21 protein-coding genes, 1 tRNA gene and 1 pseudogene are annotated in these 22,696 nt (G+C 69.1%); 13 read left to right on the forward strand and 10 right to left on the reverse strand.

The window, feature by feature from the left end; genetic code table 11:
• Positions 1-107: 107 nt before the first annotated feature.
• The 5 genes from NQ160_RS04915 to NQ160_RS04935 all read right to left on the reverse strand — a co-directional run bounded on the left by NQ160_RS04915 (position 108) and on the right by NQ160_RS04935 (position 7,757).
• Entirely contained in the window at positions 108-848 is a 741-nt protein-coding gene (locus NQ160_RS04915) for a TSUP family transporter (protein WP_257514125.1), read from the reverse strand.
• 61 nt (positions 849-909) lie between these two features.
• Complete coding sequence (locus NQ160_RS04920) at positions 910-3,630, reverse strand: TIM barrel protein (RefSeq protein ID WP_257514126.1); 2,721 nt, start codon at positions 3,628-3,630, stop codon at positions 910-912.
• Between the two features lie 22 nt (positions 3,631-3,652).
• Positions 3,653-5,416 (reverse strand): thiamine pyrophosphate-binding protein, encoded by a 1,764-nt coding sequence (locus NQ160_RS04925; RefSeq protein ID WP_257514127.1) that lies wholly within the window; start codon positions 5,414-5,416, stop codon positions 3,653-3,655.
• Positions 5,413-6,309 (reverse strand): citryl-CoA lyase, encoded by an 897-nt coding sequence (locus NQ160_RS04930; RefSeq protein ID WP_257514128.1) that lies wholly within the window; start codon positions 6,307-6,309, stop codon positions 5,413-5,415. Before NQ160_RS04930 ends, NQ160_RS04925 begins: the two co-directional genes overlap by 4 nt.
• A complete protein-coding gene (locus tag NQ160_RS04935) occupies positions 6,306-7,757 on the reverse strand; it encodes an aldehyde dehydrogenase family protein (RefSeq protein ID WP_257514129.1) in 1,452 nt (483 codons plus the stop codon). The genes NQ160_RS04930 and NQ160_RS04935 overlap by 4 nt, the downstream gene beginning before the upstream one ends.
• A 259-nt stretch (positions 7,758-8,016) precedes the next feature.
• Between NQ160_RS04935 and NQ160_RS04940 the strand changes: the two genes are divergently transcribed.
• The 3 genes from NQ160_RS04940 to NQ160_RS04950 are packed head-to-tail and all read left to right on the forward strand — an operon-like array spanning position 8,017 to position 10,440.
• Positions 8,017-8,673 (forward strand): TRAP transporter small permease, encoded by a 657-nt coding sequence (locus NQ160_RS04940; protein ID WP_257514130.1) that lies wholly within the window; start codon positions 8,017-8,019, stop codon positions 8,671-8,673.
• A 3-nt stretch (positions 8,674-8,676) separates the two neighbouring features.
• Positions 8,677-9,957 carry a TRAP transporter large permease gene (locus tag NQ160_RS04945; RefSeq protein WP_257514131.1) on the forward strand — a complete coding sequence of 427 codons (1,281 nt, stop codon included), beginning with the start codon at positions 8,677-8,679 and terminating at the stop codon, positions 9,955-9,957.
• Between the two features lie 9 nt (positions 9,958-9,966).
• Positions 9,967-10,440 (forward strand): type II 3-dehydroquinate dehydratase, encoded by a 474-nt coding sequence (locus NQ160_RS04950; RefSeq protein ID WP_308211444.1) that lies wholly within the window; start codon positions 9,967-9,969, stop codon positions 10,438-10,440.
• A gap of 22 nt (positions 10,441-10,462) precedes the next feature.
• Here the strand turns inward: NQ160_RS04950 and NQ160_RS04955 are convergent, their stop codons facing one another.
• A complete protein-coding gene (locus NQ160_RS04955) occupies positions 10,463-11,548 on the reverse strand; it encodes a Gfo/Idh/MocA family protein (protein ID WP_257514132.1) in 1,086 nt (361 codons plus the stop codon).
• Between the two features lie 307 nt (positions 11,549-11,855).
• On the opposite strand from NQ160_RS04955, the gene dctP reads away from it, so the two are divergent.
• Positions 11,856-12,917 carry a TRAP transporter substrate-binding protein DctP gene (gene dctP, locus NQ160_RS04960; RefSeq protein WP_257514133.1) on the forward strand — a complete coding sequence of 354 codons (1,062 nt, stop codon included), beginning with the start codon at positions 11,856-11,858 and terminating at the stop codon, positions 12,915-12,917.
• 72 nt (positions 12,918-12,989) lie between these two features.
• Here the strand turns inward: dctP and NQ160_RS04965 are convergent, their stop codons facing one another.
• Together NQ160_RS04965 and NQ160_RS04970 are read right to left on the reverse strand one after the other, a co-directional pair.
• Complete coding sequence (locus tag NQ160_RS04965; RefSeq protein WP_257514134.1) at positions 12,990-13,724, reverse strand: IclR family transcriptional regulator; 735 nt, start codon at positions 13,722-13,724, stop codon at positions 12,990-12,992.
• 36 nt (positions 13,725-13,760) lie between these two features.
• Positions 13,761-14,519: an IclR family transcriptional regulator gene (locus NQ160_RS04970; protein WP_257514135.1), complete on the reverse strand. Its 759-nt coding sequence runs from the start codon at positions 14,517-14,519 to the stop codon at positions 13,761-13,763.
• A gap of 250 nt (positions 14,520-14,769) precedes the next feature.
• Here NQ160_RS04970 and NQ160_RS04975 point away from each other — a divergent pair, with 250 nt between their 5' ends.
• From NQ160_RS04975 to NQ160_RS04985, 4 genes and pseudogenes are all read left to right on the forward strand, one after another.
• Complete coding sequence (locus NQ160_RS04975; RefSeq protein ID WP_257514136.1) at positions 14,770-15,684, forward strand: shikimate dehydrogenase; 915 nt, start codon at positions 14,770-14,772, stop codon at positions 15,682-15,684.
• Positions 15,677-16,330 carry a TetR/AcrR family transcriptional regulator gene (locus NQ160_RS04980; RefSeq protein WP_257514137.1) on the forward strand — a complete coding sequence of 218 codons (654 nt, stop codon included), beginning with the start codon at positions 15,677-15,679 and terminating at the stop codon, positions 16,328-16,330. The genes NQ160_RS04975 and NQ160_RS04980 overlap by 8 nt, the downstream gene beginning before the upstream one ends.
• A 30-nt stretch (positions 16,331-16,360) precedes the next feature.
• Positions 16,361-16,456, forward strand: a pseudogene (locus NQ160_RS24960) (helix-turn-helix domain-containing protein); the annotation flags it as partial.
• Positions 16,457-16,676: 220 nt separating this feature from the next.
• Complete coding sequence (locus tag NQ160_RS04985) at positions 16,677-17,396, forward strand: SDR family NAD(P)-dependent oxidoreductase (protein ID WP_257514138.1); 720 nt, start codon at positions 16,677-16,679, stop codon at positions 17,394-17,396.
• A 34-nt stretch (positions 17,397-17,430) separates the two neighbouring features.
• Here the strand turns inward: NQ160_RS04985 and NQ160_RS04990 are convergent, their stop codons facing one another.
• Positions 17,431-18,330 (reverse strand): DUF808 domain-containing protein, encoded by a 900-nt coding sequence (locus tag NQ160_RS04990; RefSeq protein ID WP_257514139.1) that lies wholly within the window; start codon positions 18,328-18,330, stop codon positions 17,431-17,433.
• Between the two features lie 206 nt (positions 18,331-18,536).
• Between NQ160_RS04990 and NQ160_RS04995 the strand changes: the two genes are divergently transcribed.
• Entirely contained in the window at positions 18,537-19,028 is a 492-nt protein-coding gene (locus NQ160_RS04995; RefSeq protein WP_257514140.1) for a GNAT family N-acetyltransferase, read from the forward strand.
• 118 nt (positions 19,029-19,146) lie between these two features.
• Here the strand turns inward: NQ160_RS04995 and NQ160_RS05000 are convergent.
• Positions 19,147-19,237, reverse strand: a tRNA-Ser gene (locus NQ160_RS05000).
• Positions 19,238-19,343: 106 nt separating this feature from the next.
• Here NQ160_RS05000 and NQ160_RS05005 point away from each other — a divergent pair.
• The 4 genes from NQ160_RS05005 to NQ160_RS05020 all read left to right on the forward strand — a co-directional run.
• Positions 19,344-19,847, forward strand: a complete 504-nt coding sequence (locus NQ160_RS05005) for a MarR family winged helix-turn-helix transcriptional regulator (protein ID WP_257514141.1) — start codon at positions 19,344-19,346, stop codon at positions 19,845-19,847.
• A 43-nt stretch (positions 19,848-19,890) separates the two neighbouring features.
• Positions 19,891-20,691: an SDR family oxidoreductase gene (locus NQ160_RS05010; RefSeq protein ID WP_257514142.1), complete on the forward strand. Its 801-nt coding sequence runs from the start codon at positions 19,891-19,893 to the stop codon at positions 20,689-20,691.
• A gap of 151 nt (positions 20,692-20,842) precedes the next feature.
• Positions 20,843-22,240, forward strand: coding sequence for an MFS transporter (locus NQ160_RS05015; protein ID WP_257514143.1), 1,398 nt, complete (start codon positions 20,843-20,845; stop codon positions 22,238-22,240).
• Between the two features lie 62 nt (positions 22,241-22,302).
• The coding region (locus NQ160_RS05020) for a lactate/malate family dehydrogenase (protein WP_441338261.1) at positions 22,303-22,696 on the forward strand (394 nt) is incomplete at its 3' end.

Genomic DNA, 22,696 nt, shown 5'->3' on the forward strand with positions numbered 1-22,696 from the left:
TTCGTGGGGCATGTTCAGATCGCTCATGGTGTCCTCCTGGGATTGCGTCAAGGGTGCGGCGCAGCCGACATCCGCTCAACCGGGTTGACACCCGCCGCGGCGCGCTGTCACGACGGCCCTGCGAGCAGCCAGAGCGCCGTCACTGCGGTGAGCAGCAGGACGGCACCGTCGAAGAACCGCTGCGTCATGCGCCCCGCGATGACGCGCCCCAGCAGCCCTCCGGCGAGCACGGCGGGCACGAGCAGAAGATCCAGCCAGAGCACGGGGGCCGTCAACAGACCGAGGCCGACCACGATGGGCAGCTTCGCGACGTTGACGATCGCGAAGAACCACGCCGCCGTCCCCAGGAACGACCGCACATCGAAGCGGGCGGCGAGGAAGTACAGCGACATCACCGGACCGCCCGCGTTCGCCACCATGGTGGTGAATCCCCCCAGCGCGCCGTACCCCACCAGCGCCGCCCGTCCGCCGGGGGCGCGCACTCGCGTGCGTCGGAGGACGAGGGTCACGACGACGAGGAGGATCAGCACCGCCCCGATGCCGCGACGCACCAGCACGTCATCGGCCCGCGCGAGGAAGAGTGCGCCGACCGCGATCCCCACCGCCACCGCCGGCGCGAGGCGCCACAGGCTCCTCCAGTCGGCGTGGCGCCGGTACAGCGCCAAGGCCAGCGCGTCCCCGACGATCAGCAGCACGAGCAGGGCGGCCGTCGAGGTCCGCGCGGGCAGGAGGGCGGCGAAGACGGCCACGGCGAGCGTGGCCGAGCCGGGCAGGGCGGTCTTCGAGACGCCGACGATGACGGCGCCGAGGGCGAGCAGCGGCCAGGCATACGCGGGCAGGTCGATCACGGCCGCATCCGGCTGAGCGGTGCGACGACCCCGGGCGGCGTCCGATTCCTGGGCCCTGGGCTCACACGAGCGCGTCCACGGCGTCGAGGTGGCGCCGCGCGGCGTCGATCGCGAGGCGCGCGTGCTCCTTGGGCCCGACCTGAGCCACGAGCATGGCGCGCGGAATCTCCAGCGCGTACGGGATGCCGTCCGGCAGCGCCGACAGGATGCCACGCATGTCGAGGCCTCCCTCGCCGGGGAACAGCCGCTCGAAGCGCGCCGTGTGGATCAATCCGCTGGTCGTCTCGGGTGTCTCCGCCGGCGCGTCGCAGACGTGCGCGTAGTGGAACCACTCCTGGGGCAGGTCGCGCAGCTCGGCGATGCTCGAACCGGATCGCGCGAAGTGCAGCACGTCGATCAGAAGCCCCGCATTCGGCTGGTCGGCGCAGCGCAGCACCCGCACGGCCTCGGTCAGGTTCGGCGTCTCTGTCCAGGAGGGGAACTCGAGGTCGATCGTCAACCCGAGGGGGGCGGCAAGCCGGCACAGTTCCGCGAAGCGGTCGGTCTTGCGGGAGAAGTCCGCGTCGGGAAGCTGGGTGATGACGTGTCGCGCGCCGAGTTCGGCACCCGCCTCGAGGAAGCGCAGGAAGTCGCGCGGGTTGTCCCCCGAGGTCATGCGGGCGAGCTCGATGTCGAGCACCCCGACCCCCGTCGCGGCGAGGTGGGTCTTCGTCGCGCGCATGAGCGCCGGGTCGGAGGCGAGCGGATAGTGGGGCTCCTGCGTCGTGACCTTCGTCATGCGCAGGCCGACGTAGCGGTACCCCGCCGACGCGGCGGCATCGACGAGCTCGGGCGGCGTCAGGCTCAGTGCGGTCAGGTGCGCGAGCGAGTAGTCGCGCCGGTGCTCGCCCGACCCCGAGGACGGCGGACTGCCCAGCGTGCGCATCCGCTGGCGACGGTGGGCGGCCATGCGCAGCGGGACGGTGTGCCGGTCGCCGAACCCGTCGTAGCCGTCAATGCGCTGCACGACTTCGAAGAAGACGCGCGAGCCCACCATCTCGGTGAAGAAGTGGAGTACGGCCCCACCCTCATCACGGTGGTAGAGCACGGAGTGCTCGCGCAGGAGGTCGACGAATCCGGGCGCGAGATCGAGCCGGGCGTCGAGGTCGTCGTAGTAGTTGTCGGGGATCCGGAGGATCGAGGCGCCGCGTTCACTCAGGGCACGGGCGCAGTCGATCGCGTCATCGGTCGAGAACGCGATGTACTGCGGGCTGGACACGGCGGGCGCCCAATCCCCGCGGCGCAGCGGCGTCGTGCTGAGGACCACCCGCACGCGCCCGTCACGATCGCGCGCGGACCAGGTGCGGACGAGACCGAACGGCGCGGTGATCTCACCGGAGACGCCGTCGACCAGCCCGAGGACCGTTCGGAAGAACAGGGCGGATTGATCGAACTCGTCGATGGCCTCCGTGATCGCCACATGGTCGATGTCGCGCAGCAGCGGGGATGCCGGAAGCAGCTCCCCTGTCGGGTCGAAGTCGGTCAGCCAGGTGCGGCCGGCGTCGGAGTCGCAGAAGAACAGCGCCGCACCGCCCGGTGTCGCCACCGACGCGATGTCCGCCTCGTGCGGGCCACGGGGCCGGGCGAGCTTGGATGCCAGCAGGCTCTCCGCCCGGAGCATCGAGGCCGCGGGGTCGGCGCTCTCGACGGCCAGCGCACTGATGGCCGCCGTCGCCGGGGCGACGGATCTCTCGGGCCCCAAGTTCAGCAGCACTCGGGCGCCGCCCTGCTCCCACAGCTGCACGGGCTTGGAGCGATGCTGACCGGTGTGCGCGAAGCCGAGGGCGCGCAGGGCGCGCGAGAGAAGCGGTCCGGAGATGTCGTCGACGGCGAGCTCCGTGAAGGCGAAGCCGTTCAGGTGAGGCGCGGGCGGAAGGTCGGACGCGGACGGCGGTGCGGCGGGTGCGTCGCCCGACGCCGCCGTGATCGCCTCGGTGAGCACGCGGATCGAGCGCATCGCGTCCGTCGCGGCGTGCCGGGGATCCTCCTGCTGGTAGACGTCGTTGAACACCTCCAGCGCGACGGGGCCGTCGTAGCCGGTCGCCTGCAGGTGGGCGAGGAAGCCCGCGACGTCGAGCGACCCCTGCCCCGGGAACAGGCGGTGGTGAAGGCTCCACTCCGGCACGTCGATGTTCGGGCGCGGCGCGTCGGCGAGCTGCACGTGGAAGACCTTCTCGGTCGGGATGCCGGCGAGCGCCGCCGACGTGTTCTCGAGGGAGAGCACGTGGAAGCTGTCGAGGCAGAGCCCCAACGCCGGATGGTCGGCCCGCTCGACGAGCTTCCACGCCTGCGCGTGACTGCGCACCCGGCCCCACGGCACGGCTTCGTAGGCCAGCCGGATCCCTCGTGCGTGAGCCCGCTCCGCAAGCGTGCGCAGCTGGGCGACCCCGCGCTCCTCGTCGTCCAGCCCTTCCGTGGTCTTCTCCGAGCAGCACACGAGCACGCGCGCGCCGAGTTCGCCGAGCAGGTCGAACTTGCGCTCCGCCCTGCGCAGCTGACGCTCGAACGCCTCCGCCGGCACGGTCTCGACATGGAACGGCTGGTACACGTCCACCGCCAGGCCGAGCCCGGCAGCCTCGGCCGCCAGGCGCCGGGGGGACCAGGACGACATGAGGAGGTCGTACTCGAGCATCTCCACGCCGCCGAACCCGGCCTCGGCGGCGGCGTTCAGCTTGTCTTCGAGCGTGCCCGCCAAGCACACGGTCGAAATGAGCACGTCGCGTGCGCGCGGGGTGATCGTCATGGTCGAACCGCCGATCTGCCGGTCAGTGGGTGGCGACGTGCTCGATCGTCTCGCCCGGGGAGTAGATGTCGAGGATGTTCCAGTGGCCGGTCGTCGGGGTGGGCACGTTCACCATCGACACGTCGATCACCACGGGCTCGCCCGCGGCGATGGCGCGCTCCAGGGCCGGCTTGAACTCGGCGGCGGACTGGATCCTGATCCCGGTGACCCCGTAGGCCTCGGCGATCTTGGCGAAGTCGGTGTACATCGGGTCCTCCGCGCTTCCGAACACGGTTCCGTACGTCGTGTCGAACGCCGCCTTCTCCAGACCGGCGATGGTGCCGAACGCGTTGTTGTTCATCACGACCCAGACGACCGGGACGTTCTCCTCGCGGGCGGTGGAGAGCACGGCGGGGTTCTGGCCGAACCCTCCGTCGCCGACGAGCGACACGACCACCCGGTCCGGGCATCCGATCTTCGCGCCGACGGCGGCCGGCGCCCCGAACCCCATGGTCGCGAAGCCGCCGGGGGTGAGGAAGGTGCCGGGAGTGAGGATGTCGAACTGCTGCCCCACGCCGTTCTTGTTCCAGCCGACGTCCGTGGTGATGATCGCGTCGGCGGGGAGGACCTCCCGGGTCTCGGAGAGGATGCGCTCGGGGCGCATGGGCCACGCATCAGAGGACTGCGCCTCGACGTTGCGGCGCCTCACCTCGTCGCGGCTCGCGGCGATCTGCGCCACCAGCTCGGGCCTCTGCACACCCTCGGGCGCCAGTCGGCGCGCCACGCGCAGGAGCACCACGAGCGCGGATTTGAGGTCGGCGAGCGCGCCGATCTCCAGCGGATAGTTGCGACCCAGCTCGGCGGGATCGATGTCGATCTGCATGAGCCTGGTCGCCGGGATGTCGAAGGTGTACTCCGGATACCACGAGCTCGAATCGGCTTCGGCGAACCGGGTGCCGAGGGCGAGGATCCAGTCCGCTGTCCGCGTGGTCTCATTCGTGAAGGCCGTGCCCCAGAACCCGGTCATGCCCAGCACGAGCGGATTGTCGTCCGGTATCGCGCCCTTGCCCATGAGGCTGTGCGCGACGGGGAGCGACAGATGCTCCGCGAACTCCGCGAGCTCCGGCGACGCACCGGCGCCGATGATCCCGCCGCCGACGTAGAGCACGGGGCGATCGGCGTCGAGGAGGTTCTGCACGATGCGCTCGGCGGCCGCCTCGTCGAGGCTCGGCTTCACGAGAGCGCGCGTGCCGCTGATGACCCGGTCGAACGATGCGACGTCGACGTCGGCCGAGAAGACGTCCATCGGGACGTCGACGAGCACCGGGCCGGGGCGCCCGCTCGCGGCGAGGGTGAACGCCTTGTCGAGCACCTCCGCGACCAGCTCGGGCTTGTCCACCCGCCATGCACGCTTGACGAACGGGCGGTAGATCTCGTACTGCGCGGCATCGGCGTGGAGGTTGACCTCCTGGTGGGGGTGCTTGCCGAAGTAGTGCGAGGGCACGTCGCCGGCGATGACGACCATCGGGATCGAGTCGAGGGCGGCGTTGGCCACCCCCGTCGCCGCGTTGGTCAGCCCAGGGCCCAGGTGAGTCAGGACGACGGCCGTCTGCTTCGTCGCGCGGGCGTATCCGTCGGCGGCATGCGCGGCGATCTGCTCATGGCGCACGTTCACGAACGCGATGCGGTCGCTCTTCTCGAGCGCCGCCAGCAGCGCGATGTTCGTGTGACCGCACAGGCCGAAGACGTGCGTCACGTCCCGCGATTCGAGATAGCGCGTGATCTGGGTCGAGACGAGATCCTTCATGAGCGGGTCCTTCCATCGTCGTCATTGCGCGGAACCGACCTGCGGGCGGGTCCGGTGTAGGTGTAGCCGAGGGATTTCGGCAGCGGGCCCTTGATGCGGCCGCCCTGAGTCATCTGCTCGCTCGCATGGGCGAGGATGCCGACCGAGCGGGCCAGGATGAACACGCCGCGCCCGAGCTCGGGAGGCAGGCCCAGTTCGCAGTAGATGATCGCGGTGACGCCGTCGACGTTCATCGGGATCGGCGCGGACCTGCCGGCGCTGATCGCGTCGGCGACCGCGCGGCCGATGGCGGCGAACCTGCCGCCGACGGCGCCCTCGGCGACCGCGTCGTCGACCAGCGACAGAAGCCGGGGCGTGCGGGGGTCGAGGGGATGGAACCGGTGCCCGAAGCCGGGGACGTACCGCTCGCCGGCATCCCGCCGACGCTGAAGCACCCGGTCGACCGCCTGATCGAGGGAGCCGACGGGTCCCGCCTCCGCATCGATCTCGAGGTACAGCTCCATGCACTGCTGCCCGGGACCGCCGTGGATGTCGTCGAGCACGTTGATCGCCGACGCCATCGCACCGTTGACAGGGAGGCCGCAGGTCACGGCCATCCGCGCGATCGCTATCGACGGCGCCTGCGGTCCGTGATCGACGGATGCCACCAGAGCCGCCTCGAGCAAGGCGGCGTGGGCGCGTGACGGCAGCTCTCCCCGCAGCATCATCCAGATCGTGTCGACGAAGCCGACGTTGCCGATGAGCTCCTCGATGGGGTAGCCGCGCAGCGCGATCTCGCCGGGATGGATGTCGATGATGTCGGTGTGCCACCACTGCCGAGCCTCCGCGACGAGGGCTTCGGCGTCGGGTTGCGGCGACGTGACGGCAGCGTCGCCGTCCAGGGACGCGCTCATGCGGCGGAGACCGCATCCGCATCGGCCGCTTCGAGCGCGGGATCGTAGAAGTCGCCGAAGAGCGCCTCGTCGGAGGGACGGTCTTCGGCGATCGTGCGCGAGACCCAGGTGGTGTTGAGGTAGTGGCGAAGGGACACGTTCTCCGACGTGATGTTCCCACCCCACGTTCCGCAGCCCATCGAGGACGTCATGGGCATGCCGTTCGTGAACGACCCCGCGTTGGCCTTCGAGTTGGGCTGGCGGACCATGATCCGCGACACCGGCATGTGCCGGGCGAAGTAGTCGATGTGGGCGTCGTCGGTGGACGCGATACCGCAGGAGTGGCCCTTGCCGCCGATGTCGTAGAGCCGCCGCGCGACTTCCACTCCGTCCTCGAACGACCCCTCGTAGGCGTGAACGGCCATCAGGGTCGTCAGCTTCTCCTTGCAGAACTGGTGCTCCTCGCCGATCCCGTCGCCTTCGACGACGATGAACCGCCGGTCTTCGGGGATCTCGAAGCCCGCCGCCCGGGCGAGCGCCTGCGGCGACACCGCGACGGTGTCGGCCAGCCGATGGCCGTCGGCATCCCACATCACCCGCTGCAGGGCCGCGCGCTGCTGCGCATCGGCGAGATATCCGCCTTCGGCCTCGAGCGCCTCGAGCATGGCCTGGTAGCGGGACCGCGGAACCAGCACGTTGCCGTCCGCGGAGCATCCCGAACCGAAGTCCGAGGTCTTGGAGAGCATGCAGTTGCGTGCCGTCTCCGCCAGATCCGCCGTCTCGTCGACGAACTCGGTCGCGTTGCCGGCCCCCACACCGTACGCAGGCGTTCCGGAGCTGTACGCGGCGCGCACGAGACCCTGGCCACCGGTGGCGATGACGAGGTCGGAGCGACGCATGATCTCCTGGGATGCCGCAAGACTCGGCAGCGTGATGCACTGGAGGATGTCGGCCGGAGCGCCTTCGGCCTCGAGCGCCTCCCGCATGAGCCGAACCGTCTCGAAGGTGGTGCGCTTCGAGCGCGGGTGCGGCGAGAACACCACGACGTCCCGCGCCTTGATGGCATAGATCGCATTGCCCGCAGGAGTGAGGTCGGGGTTGGTGGTGGGGACCACGCACCCGATCACGCCCGCGGGTTTGCCGTACTTGACGAGCCCTCGCTCGACATCCTCCTCGATGATGCCGACCGAGGGAGAGCGGAGCGCATCGCGGAGCACACCGCGGATCTTCATGCGCTTGTTCATGCGGCTGCCGAAGTCGCCGAGACCGGATTCCTCGATCCCCATCTCCACGAGCCGGTGGAAGGCCGAACGGTTCGCCACCGCCCACGCGACGGCGCGGATCAGGCGATCGACGCGCTCCTGGTCGTAGGTCTCGATGATCTTCAGCGCCGCCTGGGCGCGGGCGAACACGTCGTCGAGCTCAGCCTCCTGCTCGCTCGACAGCGCCTTCGATGTAGATGCGGTCATGACAACTCCGTCCGTCGGCTCTGACGCCGATCGCATGCTATTCACACGCGGACTTCGCCGACAAAGCCCGTCCCACTGGGCAGAAATGCCCCGGCACCGTCGTCGTGTCGCTGCGGGACCGGTGTCCCATTCGGCGAGACTCGGCTATGCAGCCCCCTGCAGGCAGACCAGAGTCTCTGGGGCGTGGCATCTGAGCACGCACCGCCTGCGGACCGGCAAGGAGATCGGCAATGGGGCCAGACACGTCGGAGGTGACGTCATGACCGACGAAGAGCGCGCGTTCGATGCGCCTGAGGATCCTCCCCGCGCGGAGGGCGCTGAGCCTCCTGCCGCGGAGGAGCCCGCGCTCGAGGACTCCATCTTCCCGCCCACCAGGACGTTCTTCACCGAACCGAAGCTGAACGAGGGGGTTCCCCCCGACCCCGTCGTCATCAGGGTGCTCTCCGCCATCGAGATCACCGTCGGCGTGACGCTGTTCGCCTTGATCGTCTTCGGCGTGATGTACCAGGTGCTGGGACGATACTTCCCCGCCGTCAGCTGGGTGGGAGCCGGCGAGCTCGCCCTCCTGTCGATGATCGCGCTGACCTTCATCACCGCCGGCTATCTCGTGGGGCGCAATGGCCACATCGTGCTCGAGATCTTCGATGAGATGCTCGCCGCGACCCGGTGGTTCGTGGCACTGCGTGTCGTGTCCGCCGTGATCATGGTGCTCACGAGCCTGGCGCTCGCCTACGAGGCGTGGGTGAAGATCGACACCGAGTGGGGGAGGCTGAGCGCCGCGATGCACGTGCCGATGGGTGTGCTGTACGTGTTCGCTCTGGTCGGCTTCCTGTCGGCCGCCGTGCAGTCCGCCTTCAAGATTCCCTTCGCCGCCCGCCCGGAGCGCAAGCTCGACATCGACGAGATGGAGATCTGAGTCGTGGACCTTTGGCTCTACATCCTCTTGTTCGTCGTGTTCCTGTTCTTGCGGGTTCCTGTCGCCTTCGCCATGATCGCCGCCAGCCTGCTGTACTTCTACAGCCAGGGCCTGTCAGCGGGATACGCCCTCTCCTCCATGGTCAACGGCATCAACAGCTTCCCGCTGCTGGCCGTGCCGCTGTTCATCTTCGTCGGCAGCATCGCCAACAACCTGGGGATCGCGACCCGGCTCTACGACCTGGCCCGCGCGCTGCTTCCGCGGCTGCCGGGCAATCTCGCCTACGTCAACCTCGGCACCGCGATCGGCTTCTCCTGGATCAGCGGCTCCGCCCTCGCCGACGCGGCATCGACCAGCAAGCTGCAGGTTCCGCAGATGCTCAAGTCGGGCTACCCCTATGGGTTCTCGGCGGGCCTCACCGCATCCGGCTCGCTGATGAGCACGGTCATGCCCCCGAGCATCCCTGCCGTCCTCTTCGCTGCGACCGCCTCCATCTCGACCGGCGCGTTGTTCGCCGGGTCGATCATTCCCGCGATGATGATGGCCGTCGGACTGGCCGGATACATCTTCATCTGGGTTCGCCGACACCCGGAGATCGCGGGCGGTCGCCCGTTCGACGGCGGCATGCTCGGTCGGGCGGCGGTCCGCGTGATCGGGCCCGCGATGCTGCCGGTGATCATTCTCGGCGGCATCTTCAGCGGGTGGTTCACCCCCACCGAGAGCGCCGGAATCGCGTCGGTGTACATGCTGGCCCTCGGCCTCATGTACCGCACGCTCAACTGGCGGGTCTTCTGGAAGTCGGCGAAGGAGACGGTCGTCATCTCCGGCGGCATCCTCCTCATCCTCGGAGCATCCAACCTCATGGGCCAGGTGCTGGCCCGCGAGCAGGTGACCCGCGCGCTCGGCGAGTGGCTGACGGGCATCACGGACAACCCGATCGTCTTCCTGCTCCTGCTGAACGTGCTGCTGATCCTCCTCGGCATCCCCCTCGAGGCGGCTCCGGTGATCCTGGTGCTCGTGCCCATCCTCATGCCGATCATCGGCCAATACGGAATCGAGCCCGTCCAGCTGGGCGTCATCATGATCCTCAACCTGATGATCGGGTCTCTCACACCACCAGTCGGCGCGGTTCTCTTCGTGGTCGGCTCGATCACGCGGCGTCCGATGGGAGAGCTCTTTCGAGGGATCCTCCCTTTCCTGATCCCTCTCGGCATCGTGCTGCTGCTGCTCACCCTGTTCCCCGTCATCGTCACGGCGCTGCCGACGCTGCTCGGACTGATGTAGCCCGCCGCCGTGGCGGATACGAAATCAGGCATGGTGCCTGGACGGCTGTTCGTGCTCAACGGGCCGAATCTCAACATGCTCGGGCTGCGAGAACCCGGCCTCTACGGAGACGCGACCCTCGACGACGTGGAGGCCGAGTGCCGGCGCACAGCCGTGGAGCTCGGCTTCGACCTCTTCTTCGGGCAGACCAGCGCGGAGCACCAGCTCGTGGACTGGGTGCACGACGCCGTCCGGCAGGCGGCCGTCGTCGTGATCAACCCGGCCGCCTACAGCTTCACGTCCATCGCACTGCTCGACGCGCTGCGCATGCTCGAGACGCCCGTCGTCGAGGTGCACATCACGAACATCCACGCACGCGACGCCGTCTACCGCAACTCGCTGATCTCCTCGGTCGCGGACGCCGTGATCGCCGGCGCCGGGACGTACGGGTACGAGCTCGCGATTCGCGCGGCCGCCCGTCTCGCCGCACCCGCACCGGCCTGACCGCGCACCGGCGCTCCCCGGGTCAGCGCTCCACGGACGCGGCCCGGGAGGCTCGGAAGCCGGCGAGGTCGACGGTCGCGCCGGTGCTGGCCGACAGCTCGATCGCCTCGAGGAGCGCCAGCGTGCGGGCCGCGTCGGCGGCGGAGACCAAAGGCTCCGCGGCTCCGAGCACCACGTCGATGAAGTGGTCGAGCTGCGCCTCGAACGAGTTCCCGCGCCCTGAAGGCAGGTACGTGCGGGAGAGGGGCGAATGCCAGTCGGGGGAAACGGTCGCGCGATAGGTGAACGTGGCGAGGTCGGGCAGGGACAACGCACCACGTGTGCCGACGATCCGGTAGGCGTCGGTGTCGGGGATGAACGGGAAGGCGGAGGTCTCCTCGGTCGCCTGATCCCATCCCCAAGGGGAGGCCCCCGCATCGAATGCCCGAAAACTGCCCAAAGCGCCGCTCTCGAACCGAAGACTCAGCGAGACGGTGTCCTCGACCTCGAGCCCTCGGGCGCGGCTGCTCGACATCGCCTGGACCTCCACGGGCTCGCCGCAGAGATGGCGCAGCAGATCGAGGTCGTGGACGACGTTCATCAGAGTGACCCCCGCACCGGATTCGCTGTGCCAAGGCGTGTCCGTGAAGTACGCGTCGTCCTTGCGAGCCGCCCACAGCCCGCTCACGGCGACGATCGATCCGAGCTCGCCGGCGCGGATGGCCGCGCGCGCCGGCGCCACGGCGGGATGGTGCCTGCGGTGATGACCCACGAGAAGACGCGCACGGTGCTGCTCGACCGCATCGACGAGCCGCAAGGCCGATGTGTACGAGCCCGCCACGGGCTTCTCGAGGAGCACGGCAACGCCCATCTCGATGCATTCTTCGGCCGTGTCCACGTGGGCCGCGTTCGGGTTGGCCACCACGACGGCGTCGGGTGTCACGGATTCGAGCATCGGACCGGTCTCGCCGAACGTCGCGCAGCCCAGCCCCTCCCGCGCCGCCGCCCGAGGATCGACGACGGCGACCAGCTCCGCGCGCGCCGAGCCGCGGATGAACTCGATGTGCTGACGTCCCATGAATCCGGCGCCGATCACCGCTATGCGCACGTCCTTCGACCCGGTTGCCATCGTCGCCCCCAGCCGCTCGCGTGAAGCCTCCTGTGGCGGCGACGATAGGACACCGACGCGCCTGCAGGTGGGCGCGTTCCACTCAGCGACGTGCCGCGCCCCGCCCGGCGTGCGCATGTTCCATTCGTCGGGACACCGCTTTGCGAACCTTTCGAACTCGGTCAGAGTCGGCACTGCCGGAGTACTGCAACGTGGCACGGTAGACGAAGCGGACCGCCCGACGGTCCGAAACGTCTTCGACACGACGCAGCGCCGCGTCCCCCAGCCGCACTCGCACGAAGGCGTGCGCATGAAAGAGGAGAGCCACATGGGCAGCACCCGATCGTTCCGTCGCAGCCGCTTCGCCGCAGCAGGCGTCGCCGCAGCGCTCCTTGTCACCGGCTGTGCCGGCGGCGGGAACACAGACACCCCGGACAGCACCGACGCGGATCCGGGCGAGGCGAGCGCACCGGTCACCCTCACCGTCGCGACCAGCCAGAACGAACAGACACCCAACTATTACTGCGGAGTCGAGGTCCTGAAGGAGACGCTCGAGGCCGCCGACATGGGCTTCACCGTCGATCTCTTCCCCGCAAGCCAGCTCGGCCCCGACGCGGATCGATTCCCGCTGGTGCAGGCCGGTGACATCGACATCGATCTGCAGGGCGCGTCAGCGCTGAGCTCGACCTTCGAGCCGATCGGGGTCGTCGACGCTGCCTACGCCTTCGACGACGTCGATCACGCCTTCAAGTGGATCGATGAAGGATCCGAAGAGCTCTTCTCCTCGTTTCACGAGGCCACCGGCGTGAGGATCGTGGACGGCTGGTTCTTCGGGAACCGGACGTTCACCACCAAGGACCTCGAGGTGAGGAGCCCTGCTGACCTCGGCGGCGCACCCATCCGGTTCCCCAATTCGCCGCAGTTCCTGGCCAACGCAGAGGCGCTGGGGGTGACCAGCCCCGTCTCGGTCGCCGTGGAGGAGGTCTATTCGGCGCTGCAGCAGGGGATCGCGGTCGGGCAGGAGAACCCCATCGTGGCAACGCGTTCGTCGAGCTATGACGAAGTGCTCAACACGATCGTGCTCAACGATCACAACATCGGCATCCACTGGCTCATCGTCAGCGACAAGACCTACGACAAGATGAACGACGAGCAGGCCGCGCTGCTGGAGCAGACTCTCCACGACATCCGCCCGGACAACCGCGCGTGCGTCGAGGAGTCGACCGAGGAGATCCTGGACGAGTACCGCGGCGACGACGCGTACACGGTCATCGAGAAGGAGGACATCGACATGGATGCCTTCATCAGCCAGGCCGAGGAATTCTTCGGCGGCTATTACTCCGGCGACACCCTGACCGCTTACGAGGCGATCCGCGACATGGCCGGCTGACGCCACGCACCCGGGGGGTGTGGGGGTGGGTGCCTGCGGCATCCACCCCCACACGTCTGTCCGCGATCGCGCTCAGCCCATGCGACCGACCACGGCGGCTCGCTGCGAGAGGCTCGCCGCCGCGGCTCGCACGGCTGCTGCCAGGTGATCTCCCCTGATGTCAGCGGACGCTCCCGCGACGGAGATCGCAGCGAAGGGCTCACCGCCTGGAGACACGACCGGACTGGCCATGCAGGAGCGACCGATCACGCATTCTTCCCGCTCTGCGGCCACGCCCGCTCCTCTGATGTGCAGCAGCTCCCGCGAGAGCGCATCGGCGTCCGTGATCGTGTGCGCCGTTCGCGCGACCAGCCCACCCCGGATGACCCGTTCGACGACATCCGGCGGAGAAAAGGCCAGGATGGCCTTTCCGACGGCCGTCGTATGAGCGGGGAGTCGTCCGCCGATCCTCGCGTGCGGACGCATCGCCGGCTCGCTTCGCGCTATGGCCAGGAAGACGACGTCCGTTCCGTCGAGCACCGCCAGCTGGACGGATTGGGAAGTGAGGTCTCGCAGCCCAGCCATCACGGGGTACGCGAAGTGACGCAGCTTCCGCGGCTCCGCAACGGTCTGCCCGAATTCGAACAGCCTCGCTCCGAGGTAGAACGTATCGCCCTCGCGGTCGAGCATCCCCTGCTCGACGAGCTCGCCGGCAATGCGTGAGACGGTCGATTTGGGAAGGTTCGCGTGCCGCGCGAGCTCGGAGACCCCCAAGCCCTCGTCATACTCCCCGAACGCGTCGAAAACCGCCGTGATGCGATCGAGCACGCTGACCGCGTTGGTCCATGCCGCAGACCGCATGACCTAGGCCGCCGCCAGGCGCCGCATGACGTTGCTGCTGGCGGCGCGCACCAACGGCGCGACGCTGTGGGGGTCCATCCCATCGCTGGGGCCCGCGAGCGATATGGCCCCGAGCACAACGCGATCGGGCGAGAGGACGGGGCTCGCCACAGCCGCGATGCCGGGGTACGACATCTCGATGTCCATCGCCACGGCGGCTGCGCGCACGTGCGTCAGCTCCTCGCGGAACCTGCGAGCGGCGACGGCGACGAGTGGCGCGCTGATGCGGTTCACGATGCGCTGATCATCGCAGAACGCCAGATACGCCTTTCCGCTGGCGGTGGTCAGTGCGGGCGACCTCATCCCCGCCACGGTCGGCAACGTCGGAAGTCGACCGGGAACGGCGGCCAGCGACACCATGTCGTCGCCCTGCTGGATCCAAAGGACCACCCGCTCTCCAGTGGTCTCACGAAGATTCCGGATGACGGGTGCGGCGGCGCCGATCAGACGGCGTGGCAGACTCGCCCGCGCTCCGAGCTCGAACAGACGAAGGCCCAACACGATCCCCTCGTCCGTCCGGGCGAGGTACCGCTGACCGGTCAACTCGGTCACGAGTCTGGACACGGTCGACTTCGGCAGTCGCGTCCGCACGGCGATATCGGTGATCGACGCACACCCGTCAGACTCCTTCACCGCGTCGAACACCGCGATGATCCTTCCGAGCAGCGACTTCGGCGCCTGCGCGACCGTGTCGGGTGCGTTCCATTCGGCGAGACTCGACATCGAGCATCCTCTTCCACAGGGTTGAATCGGCTTTGATCACCCCGTAATGCGAACGTACTGGTTAGTACGTTTCGGGGCAACGCCGAATTCGACCCCAGATGAGCGCCAGCGCCGGCACTCGAGAGGATGTCATGCGAATGTCCCCTGTGACGCGCCGCCTGACCGGTGCACCCGTGGAGAAGCGGACTGCACCGCGCCAGAGTCCGAGCGCCGCGCGGGCAGCCGGCGACGGCCGCGTCGTGGAATGCGCATGAGGACGCGCGCCGCCACGGAGCGCGCGCAGGCCAAGCACCTGGTGGGACTCATCGGGGAAGGGATCGGCTCATCGCTGACTCCGTCTTTGCATGAGGTGGAGGCCGCCGCGCTCGGGCTCGACTACGAGTACCGCGTTCTGGATCTGCTCACCCTGGGTCGGGCGCCTGAGGACCTGGGAGCCCTGATCGCCGACGTCGTCGCCGAGGGGTACGACGCCGTGAACATCACCCATCCTTGCAAGCAGATCGCCTACCGGCTCGTGGACGAGGCGGACGATGACGCACAGCGGCTGGGAGCGGTGAACCTCGTCCTGCTGCGCGAGGGGCGCACCATGGGCTACAACACCGACTGGATGGGTTATCGAGACGGCCTTGTCGCCGGGCTTCCCCGCGCCTCATTGGCGCTGGTCGTTCAGCTCGGCTGCGGTGGCGCGGGAGCCGCCACCGCCTATGCGCTCCTGATGTGCGGTGCGGTCGACCTGCGGCTGGTTGACGCGGATGAGCGCCGCGCGCAGGATCTCGCCGACTCGCTGCAGGAGCTCTTTCCGTCAGCACGGGTGCGCTGCACACCGGCGGTGGACCTCGGGGACATCCTCGCGGTCGCCAGCGGGGTCGTGCATGCGACCCCGCTGGGCATGACGCATCACCCCGGAGTCGCCTTCGATGTGGAGTGCCTCGGGGAGGGCACCTGGGTGTCGGATGTGGTCTATCGTCCCCTTGAGACGGAGCTGATCCGCAAGGCGGCGCAACGCGGCCTTCCGGTGCTGGACGGAGGCAGAATGGCGGTGGGTCAGGCCTTTGCAAGCATGGAGATCATCACGGGGGTTCGTCCCGACCGGCAACGGATGGAGCGGCACTTCCGCTCGCTCATCGAGCACGAAAGCGGAGCACTCGGAGTGGGGAATGGTTGAGGCGGAAGAGGCGGCCGCGCAGACCACGACGCCCCGCGCGATCCGAAGCCAGGAGGATATCCTCGAGGTCGCCGTGGCCGAATTCGCTGCGAATGGGTACGCCGGGGCCCGCGTCGATGAGATCGCGGCGCGCACGCGAACGACCAAGCGGATGCTCTATTACTACTTCGGGTCGAAGGCGGGACTTTACCTCGCCGTCCTCGAACGCGTATATGCCCAGATCCGTCAGGTCGAGCGCGACATCCGGGTCGATGAACTCCCCGCTGACGAGGCACTGCGCACCATCGCGGTGGCAACCTACGACCATCACACGACCCACGAAGCGTTCATCAAGCTGGTGAGCATCGAGAACATCCACCAGGCGCAGCATCTGCGCAGGTCAGAGACGATCCTCCGTGAGAACGCGACCGCGATCACACTGCTGGAGGAAGTGATCGAGCGAGGCGTCGATGCGGGGCTCTTCCGCAGCGACGTCGACGCTGTCGACGTGCACATGATGATCAGCGCCTACGCATGCTTCCATGTGGCGAATCGACACACGTTCGCCGCGATCTTCGACCGTGACATGCTCGCTCCCGCCCTGCAGGAGCCGCACCGCAGGCTCATCGGCGACATGATCGTGGCCACGATGACCTCAGGCCGCTGAGCCGCGGGCCGGGCTTCGGCGCGCATCTCGATGCTCGTCAGCGCGACCTGCTCGAGCGGGAGCCTGTCGGAGCTCGCCCGCCGGTCCGGCCTGCCGAAGTCCACCATCTCCCGCGTCGCGGCAGCACTCGTCGCTCACGCGGCGACTGTCCCCCGGTACGTTCCCCCGTCGCTGAGGCGCCTGCCGCCGCGGCGCACGCTGTCGCCTCCTCGACCGCCGGCCCGGGGGTCTGCTTCACTTCGAGGACTGAGGCATCCCATCCCGCTGCTCCCCCATACGGGAAGCAGCATGCTCGACCGGCAGGAGGACCAGATGACCACACGACGCAGCACCCGCGTCGTTCGTCGTGACCGGCGCCAGTGGCGGCATCGGAAGCGCGATCGCGGAGCATCTCGTGGCGACGGGGCACGCCGTCGTCAACCTCGACCCCGCCCGCCCGCAGCTCGCCGCGCCAGGCGTGCACCATGTCCAAGCGGATGCCGGCGATGTCGACGCCGCGCGGACGGCAGCCGAGCTCGCCGAGTCGCTTGCCCCGTTGCGCGGATGGGTGAACAACGCCGCGGTGTTCCGCGACGCGGACCTCGCCACGGCGGCGCCGGGCGAGATCGGCGCGGTCATCGCACTGAATCTCAACATGGCCGTCGTCGGATGCCAGACGGCCGTGCAGCACCTGCTCGCCCGGGACCGGCCGGGATCCATCGTCAACATCTCGTCGCACCAGGCGCAGCGCCCCGTGCGCGGCGCCCTGCCGTATGCGACCGCGAAGGCGGCGATCGAAGGCCTCACGCGGGCGACCGCCGTCGACCACGGACCCCGCGGCATCCGCGTGAACGCCGTCGCGCTCGGCTCGATCGCGACCGCACGATACGAGGAGTATCGGCGCGATCACCCCGACGTCGACCGGCAGATGGCGGCTCTGCATCCTCTCGGTCACGTCGGCCGCCCGGCGGACGTCGCGCACGCCGTCGCCTTCCTGCTGTCGCCCGATTCGGCGTTCATCACCGGTACCGTGCTGCCCGTCGACGGCGGGCGCGCTGCGCTGGGGCCGGACCCCGAGAGCGCCTAGGGATCCGCCACAGCGGCGAGGCCGGGGAGGAGATCTACGAGGTCGCGTGCGACCCGGTGGCCGCGGGGCGCTTCAACAAGCGGGAGATGCCGGCGATGACGAGGACGATGACCAGCCCGAGCGCGAGGCCGAACACAGCGGAGATCAGCGTGTCCACGACCCAGACGACGACGGGACCCGCGGCTTCGACCGCGTGGGTCGCGAAGTGCAGGAGGTCGTAGGGCCCCGCCCACAGCGTCTCGGCGAGATTCGCGATCACGAGGTGGCCGCCGACCCAGAGCATGGCCACGGTGCCGATGACGCTGATGACCCGGAAGACGGCGGGCATGGAGGCGACGATCCGCACGCCGGTGCGCCGCACGCGGCGCGAGGCGCTCTTCATGAGCCGCAGCCCGACGTCGTCGATCTTGACCAGCAGCGCAACGGCTCCATAGACGACGATCGTCATCGCGAGACCGATGACCACCAGCGCGCCGAGAGTCATCCAGATGCCGAAGTCCGGGTCCAGGTTCGCGAGGGAGATGAGCATGATCTCGGTGCTGAGAATGAGGTCCGTGCGCACCGCACCGAGCACCAGCTTCTTCTCATCGCGCGGCTCGTCGTCGGCGTGCGCGTGGTGCTTGCCGAACCACTCGAGGACCTTCTCCGCCCCCTCGTAGCAGAGGAAGCCGCCTCCGATGATCAGCAGGAACGGCAGCACCCACGGAGCGAACGCGGTGAGCAGGAGCGCGATCGGGATGATGATGACGAACTTGTTGACGAGGCTGCCGAGGGCGATCTTCCACACCACCGGCAGCTCACGGGCGGGGGTGATCCCCTGCACGTACTGAGGTGTCACGGCGGCGTCGTCGATCACGACGCCCGCGGTCTTCGCGCTGGCTTTGAGCGCGGCCGTCAGGATGTCGTCGACGACGGCGAGGAGTCCGACCGACATGTGTGACCTTCTCTTCCCGGAGGACGTGGCGGCGACGCGCCGGGCACGGGGGCGCTGAAGGCCCCGAGCGAGGATATCCCCTCGCGGGCGGAACTCTCGACGCACCGCGTGGGACGCCGGCGGCGGTGGGGATCAGTGCGGCACGCCGCGGCCCCGTAGCATCCTCACATTCGACGTCGACGCCGCGTGCGTTGCAGGATGGGAACGTGGCTGTGCGCATCGAGAAGGTCCCCGTCGACGACGCGCGCGCCGTCGCGCTGCGCGGGATGCTGGACGACGAGCTGACCGCTCGGTACGGGCCGGTGACGACCGGCGAGGACCCCGAACTCACCACGGCGCGCAGGAAGGCCCTGCGCGTGCACCCCGACGACGTCATCGCGACCTTCCTCGCGCTCGATGAGGACGGCACGCCGCTCGGGCACGTCATGCTGCGCCGCCTCGGCGCGGACGTCGAACTCAAGCGGCTCATCGTGCCCGCCGTGGCACGGCGCCGGGGCGTCGGTCAGGCCCTGACGACCGCCGTGATCGAACGAGCCCGCGCGGAGGGCGCACGCCGCGTCATCCTGCAGACCGGCAAGCCGCAACCCGAATCGATCGCGCTGTACACGGCCGCAGGATTCACGCCGATCCCCGTGTACGAGCCGTACGTCGCGTCGATGCCCAGGTCGCTGTGCTTCGAGCTGCCTCTGGCGCCCTGACCATCGCCGCTGAGCTCCCCGTGCACGCCCTGGGACGACCTGGCCGTCGCTTGCACCAGATCTGCACTACGACCATCCCGAACAAGAAGAAAACCCCCGCCGCAGCAGGGGTTTTCAGTGGCGGTGACGGTGGGATTTGAACCCACGGTAGGGGGTTACCCTACACAACTTTTCGAGAGTTGCACCTTCGGCCGCTCGGACACGTCACCGCGGACAATCGTACGCGAGACGGGCCGACGCCGCCAATCGAGCCGACCGGGCCAGGACAGCCTCCTCTTAGTTGCCTGAGGCAACCACTCGGCGTAGAGTCTGACCATGGATGGGACGACGGCGGACCCCACTCCGGAGGCGGTCCTCCTGACGTCGCTGACACAGTTGATGGCCCAGTGGGCGTCGCTCACGCGGCAGACCGTTGTCGCCCGTGAAGCGGGACTGACCATCGACGCCGGCGACATCCGCCCCATCTACACCCTGGGCCTGGTCGGTCCGACTCGCGCGGGCGACCTCGCCGCCGATCTGCGACTGACCCGGCCCACCATGAGCAAGCAGCTCGTCCGGCTCGAATCGGCGGGCCTCGTGACCCGATCCCCCGACCCGGACGACGGGCGGGCCAGCATCGTCGCACTCTCGCCGGAGGGCGAGCGCGTCTTCGCCCTGCTGGTCCAGCGCGGCTGCGAGATGGTCGACGAGGCGATGCGGGGATGGGATGCCGCGGAGCGCAGCCGCTTCGCCACCCTCACCTCGCGGTTCGTCGAAGCCGCGATCGGCACCGACGCCGATCGGCCCGCTGCACCCACGTCCGACGACCCGTCGGCCTGAACCACGGCCCCGACCCCCGGGCCCAGGAAAGAAGGAGGCAACCATGCCCCGCACCTATGTCGTCACCGGATCGGCATCCGGCATCGGCGCCACCACGGCGCAGCTGCTGCGAGACCGTGGCGAGCGCGTCATCGGCGTCGACCTGCGAAACGCCGACGTCGAGGCCGACCTGTCGATGCCCGCAGGGCGCACCGATGCCGCCGCGAAGGCCGTCGAACTCGCGGGCGGCACCGTCGACGCGGTCATCGCCTGCGCCGGCATCTCGGCCCCGATCGCCAAGACCATCTCGGTCAACTTCTTCGGCGTCACCGAGTTCCTCGAGGCACTGCTGCCCGCGCTGACGAAGTCCGACGCCCCGCGCGTCGCGGTCGTCTCGTCGATGGCGTCGCTGCAGGCGAACTCCCCCGAGATGGTCGAGGCCGCGCTCGCCGGCGACGAGGCGCGCGCGCTCGAGATCGCCGAGGGCCTCGCCGCCCAGGGGCCCCAGATCGGCTACCTCGTCTACCCGGCGTCCAAGCGCGCCCTGTCGCGCTGGGTGCGCCGGGAGTCGATCACGCCCGCCTGGGCCGGCGCCGGCATCCCGCTGAACGCGGTGGCCCCCGGCACCGTGATCACCCCGATGACCGCCGACCTGCTGAAGACGCCCGAGGGCGCGGCGATGGTGGATGCCTCGGTCCCCATGCCGCTGAACTACCACCAGCCCCCCGAGTCGATCGCGAACCTTCTCATCTGGCTCACCAGCCCCGAGAACACGCACCTCGCCGGCCAGGTCATCTACAACGACGGCGGCGCCGACGCGTCGCTGCGCGGCGATGACATCTGGAGCTGGGCCGACCAGCAGTGATCCCCGGTGTCGGATGCCACCCCCCTGGCATCCGACACCCTCCACTGAACGCGTTCGGTCGCGTTCATGTGGCAGTTGCTGTCGCTCTGGCCCCCCACAGGCGACAGCAACTGCCACCCCAACACCCCACCACCGGGTCTAGCGTGGGCGCATGTCCGAGACCATGGACCGGCAGCAGCGACTGGTCGTGGCCGTCGCGGTGCTCGCGTCGTTCGTGGCGTTCCTCGACGGCAGCATCGTCAACGTTGCGCTCCCCGCCATCGGCCGGGACCTCGGCGGCGGCCTGACCACGCAGCAGTGGACCGTCGACGCCTACCTCATCACCCTCGGTTCGCTGATCCTGCTGGCGGGCTCGGTGAGCGACGCCTTCGGGCGCATCCTGGTTCTGCGGATCGGGCTGATCGGGTTCGGCGTGGCATCCGTCGCCATCGCCCTCTCACCGGATCCGGTGACCCTCATCATCGCCCGCGCGGTGCAGGGCGCCGCCGGGGCGTTCCTCGTCCCCAGCTCCCTCGCCCTCATCACCTCGAACATGCGCGGCCCCCTCCAGGCGCGCGCCATCGGCGTCTGGACGGCGCTGACGACGGCCGCCACGATCGGCGGGCCGCTCGTGGGCGGCCTGTTCGTCGACTACCTGTCGTGGCGCTTCGCCTTCGTGGTCAACGTCATTCCGATCGCGGTGACCCTGTGGCTGCTCCCCCGCCTGGCCCTCCGCGACGTGCGCCGCGAGGATGCCGCGATCGACTGGACCGGTGCGGTGCTGTGCACCCTGGGCCTGGGCGGCATGGTGTTCGCCCTCATCGAGCAGCCGAACCTGGGGTGGGCGTCGCCTGCCATCTGGATGCCGCTGGCGCTCGGGATCGCGCTGTTCGCGGGCTTCCTCGTGCGTCAGCGCACGACACGGCACCCGATCCTGCCGCTTGTGCTGTTCCGGGTGCGCAATTTCTGGACCGGCAACGTGGCCACCGCGTTCATCTACGGCGCACTGACCCTCAACGGCTTCGTGGTCGGGGTGTATCTGCAGCAGGGCGCCGGACTGTCGGCGACGCTCGCGGGGCTGGCCACCATTCCGTCGACGGTGCTGCTCGTGCTGCTGAGCTCCCCGATGGGGGCGCTGGCCGGACGACTCGGTCCCCGCCTGTTCATGACGGCGGGGCCGCTGCTGATGGCCGCCGGGTCGCTGCTGCTCCTCACCGTGTCGCAGGAGTTCGACTACTGGTGGCAGGTGCTGCCCAGCATGCTGGTTTTCGGTTTCGGGCTGGCGGTGACCGTCTCGCCGCTGACGGCGGCGATCCTCGGCGCGATCGAACCGGCGCGGTCGGGCATCGCCTCGGCGGTCAACAACGCCGTCTCCCGCGTCGCCGGCCTCATCGTCATCGCCATGCTGGCCGCTATCGTCGGCGGCTCGCTCGACCTCGAGGGCTTCCATCGGGCGGCGGTCGCGACCGCGCTGCTCATGGCCGCAGGCGGGATCGTGTCGTTCTTCGGCATCCGCAATCCGCCACGCCCGGCCACCGCCGAGGCCGGCGCTGCGACGCCGACGCCCTAGCGCCGGCACCTCCGTCGGGCCACCCGGTAGTCAGCGGCATCCTCCCCTGCAAGACTGACCACATGACCGCGATCGAGAATTCGAAACTGACCGTCGTCGGCGCCGGCAGCGTCGGCTCCTCCACCGCCTACGCCGCCCTCATCCGGGGGTCGGCGCGCCACGTCGCGCTGTATGACATCGCGAAGGAGCGCGTCGAGGCCGAGGTGCTCGACCTCGCCCACGGCACCCAGTTCACCGGATCCAGCGACATCACCGGCGGCGACGACATCTCCGTCGCCGAGGGGTCGCACGTCGTGGTGATCACCGCCGGCGCGAAGCAGAAGCCCGGGCAGACCCGCATCGAGCTGGCCGGCACCAACGCCGGCATCCTGAAGACGATGATGCCGCAGCTGCTGGAAGTGGCGCCCAAAGCGATCTTCGTCATCGTCACGAACCCCTGCGACGTGCTCACCGTGC

Source organism: Microbacterium sp. zg.Y909, assembly GCF_024626565.1.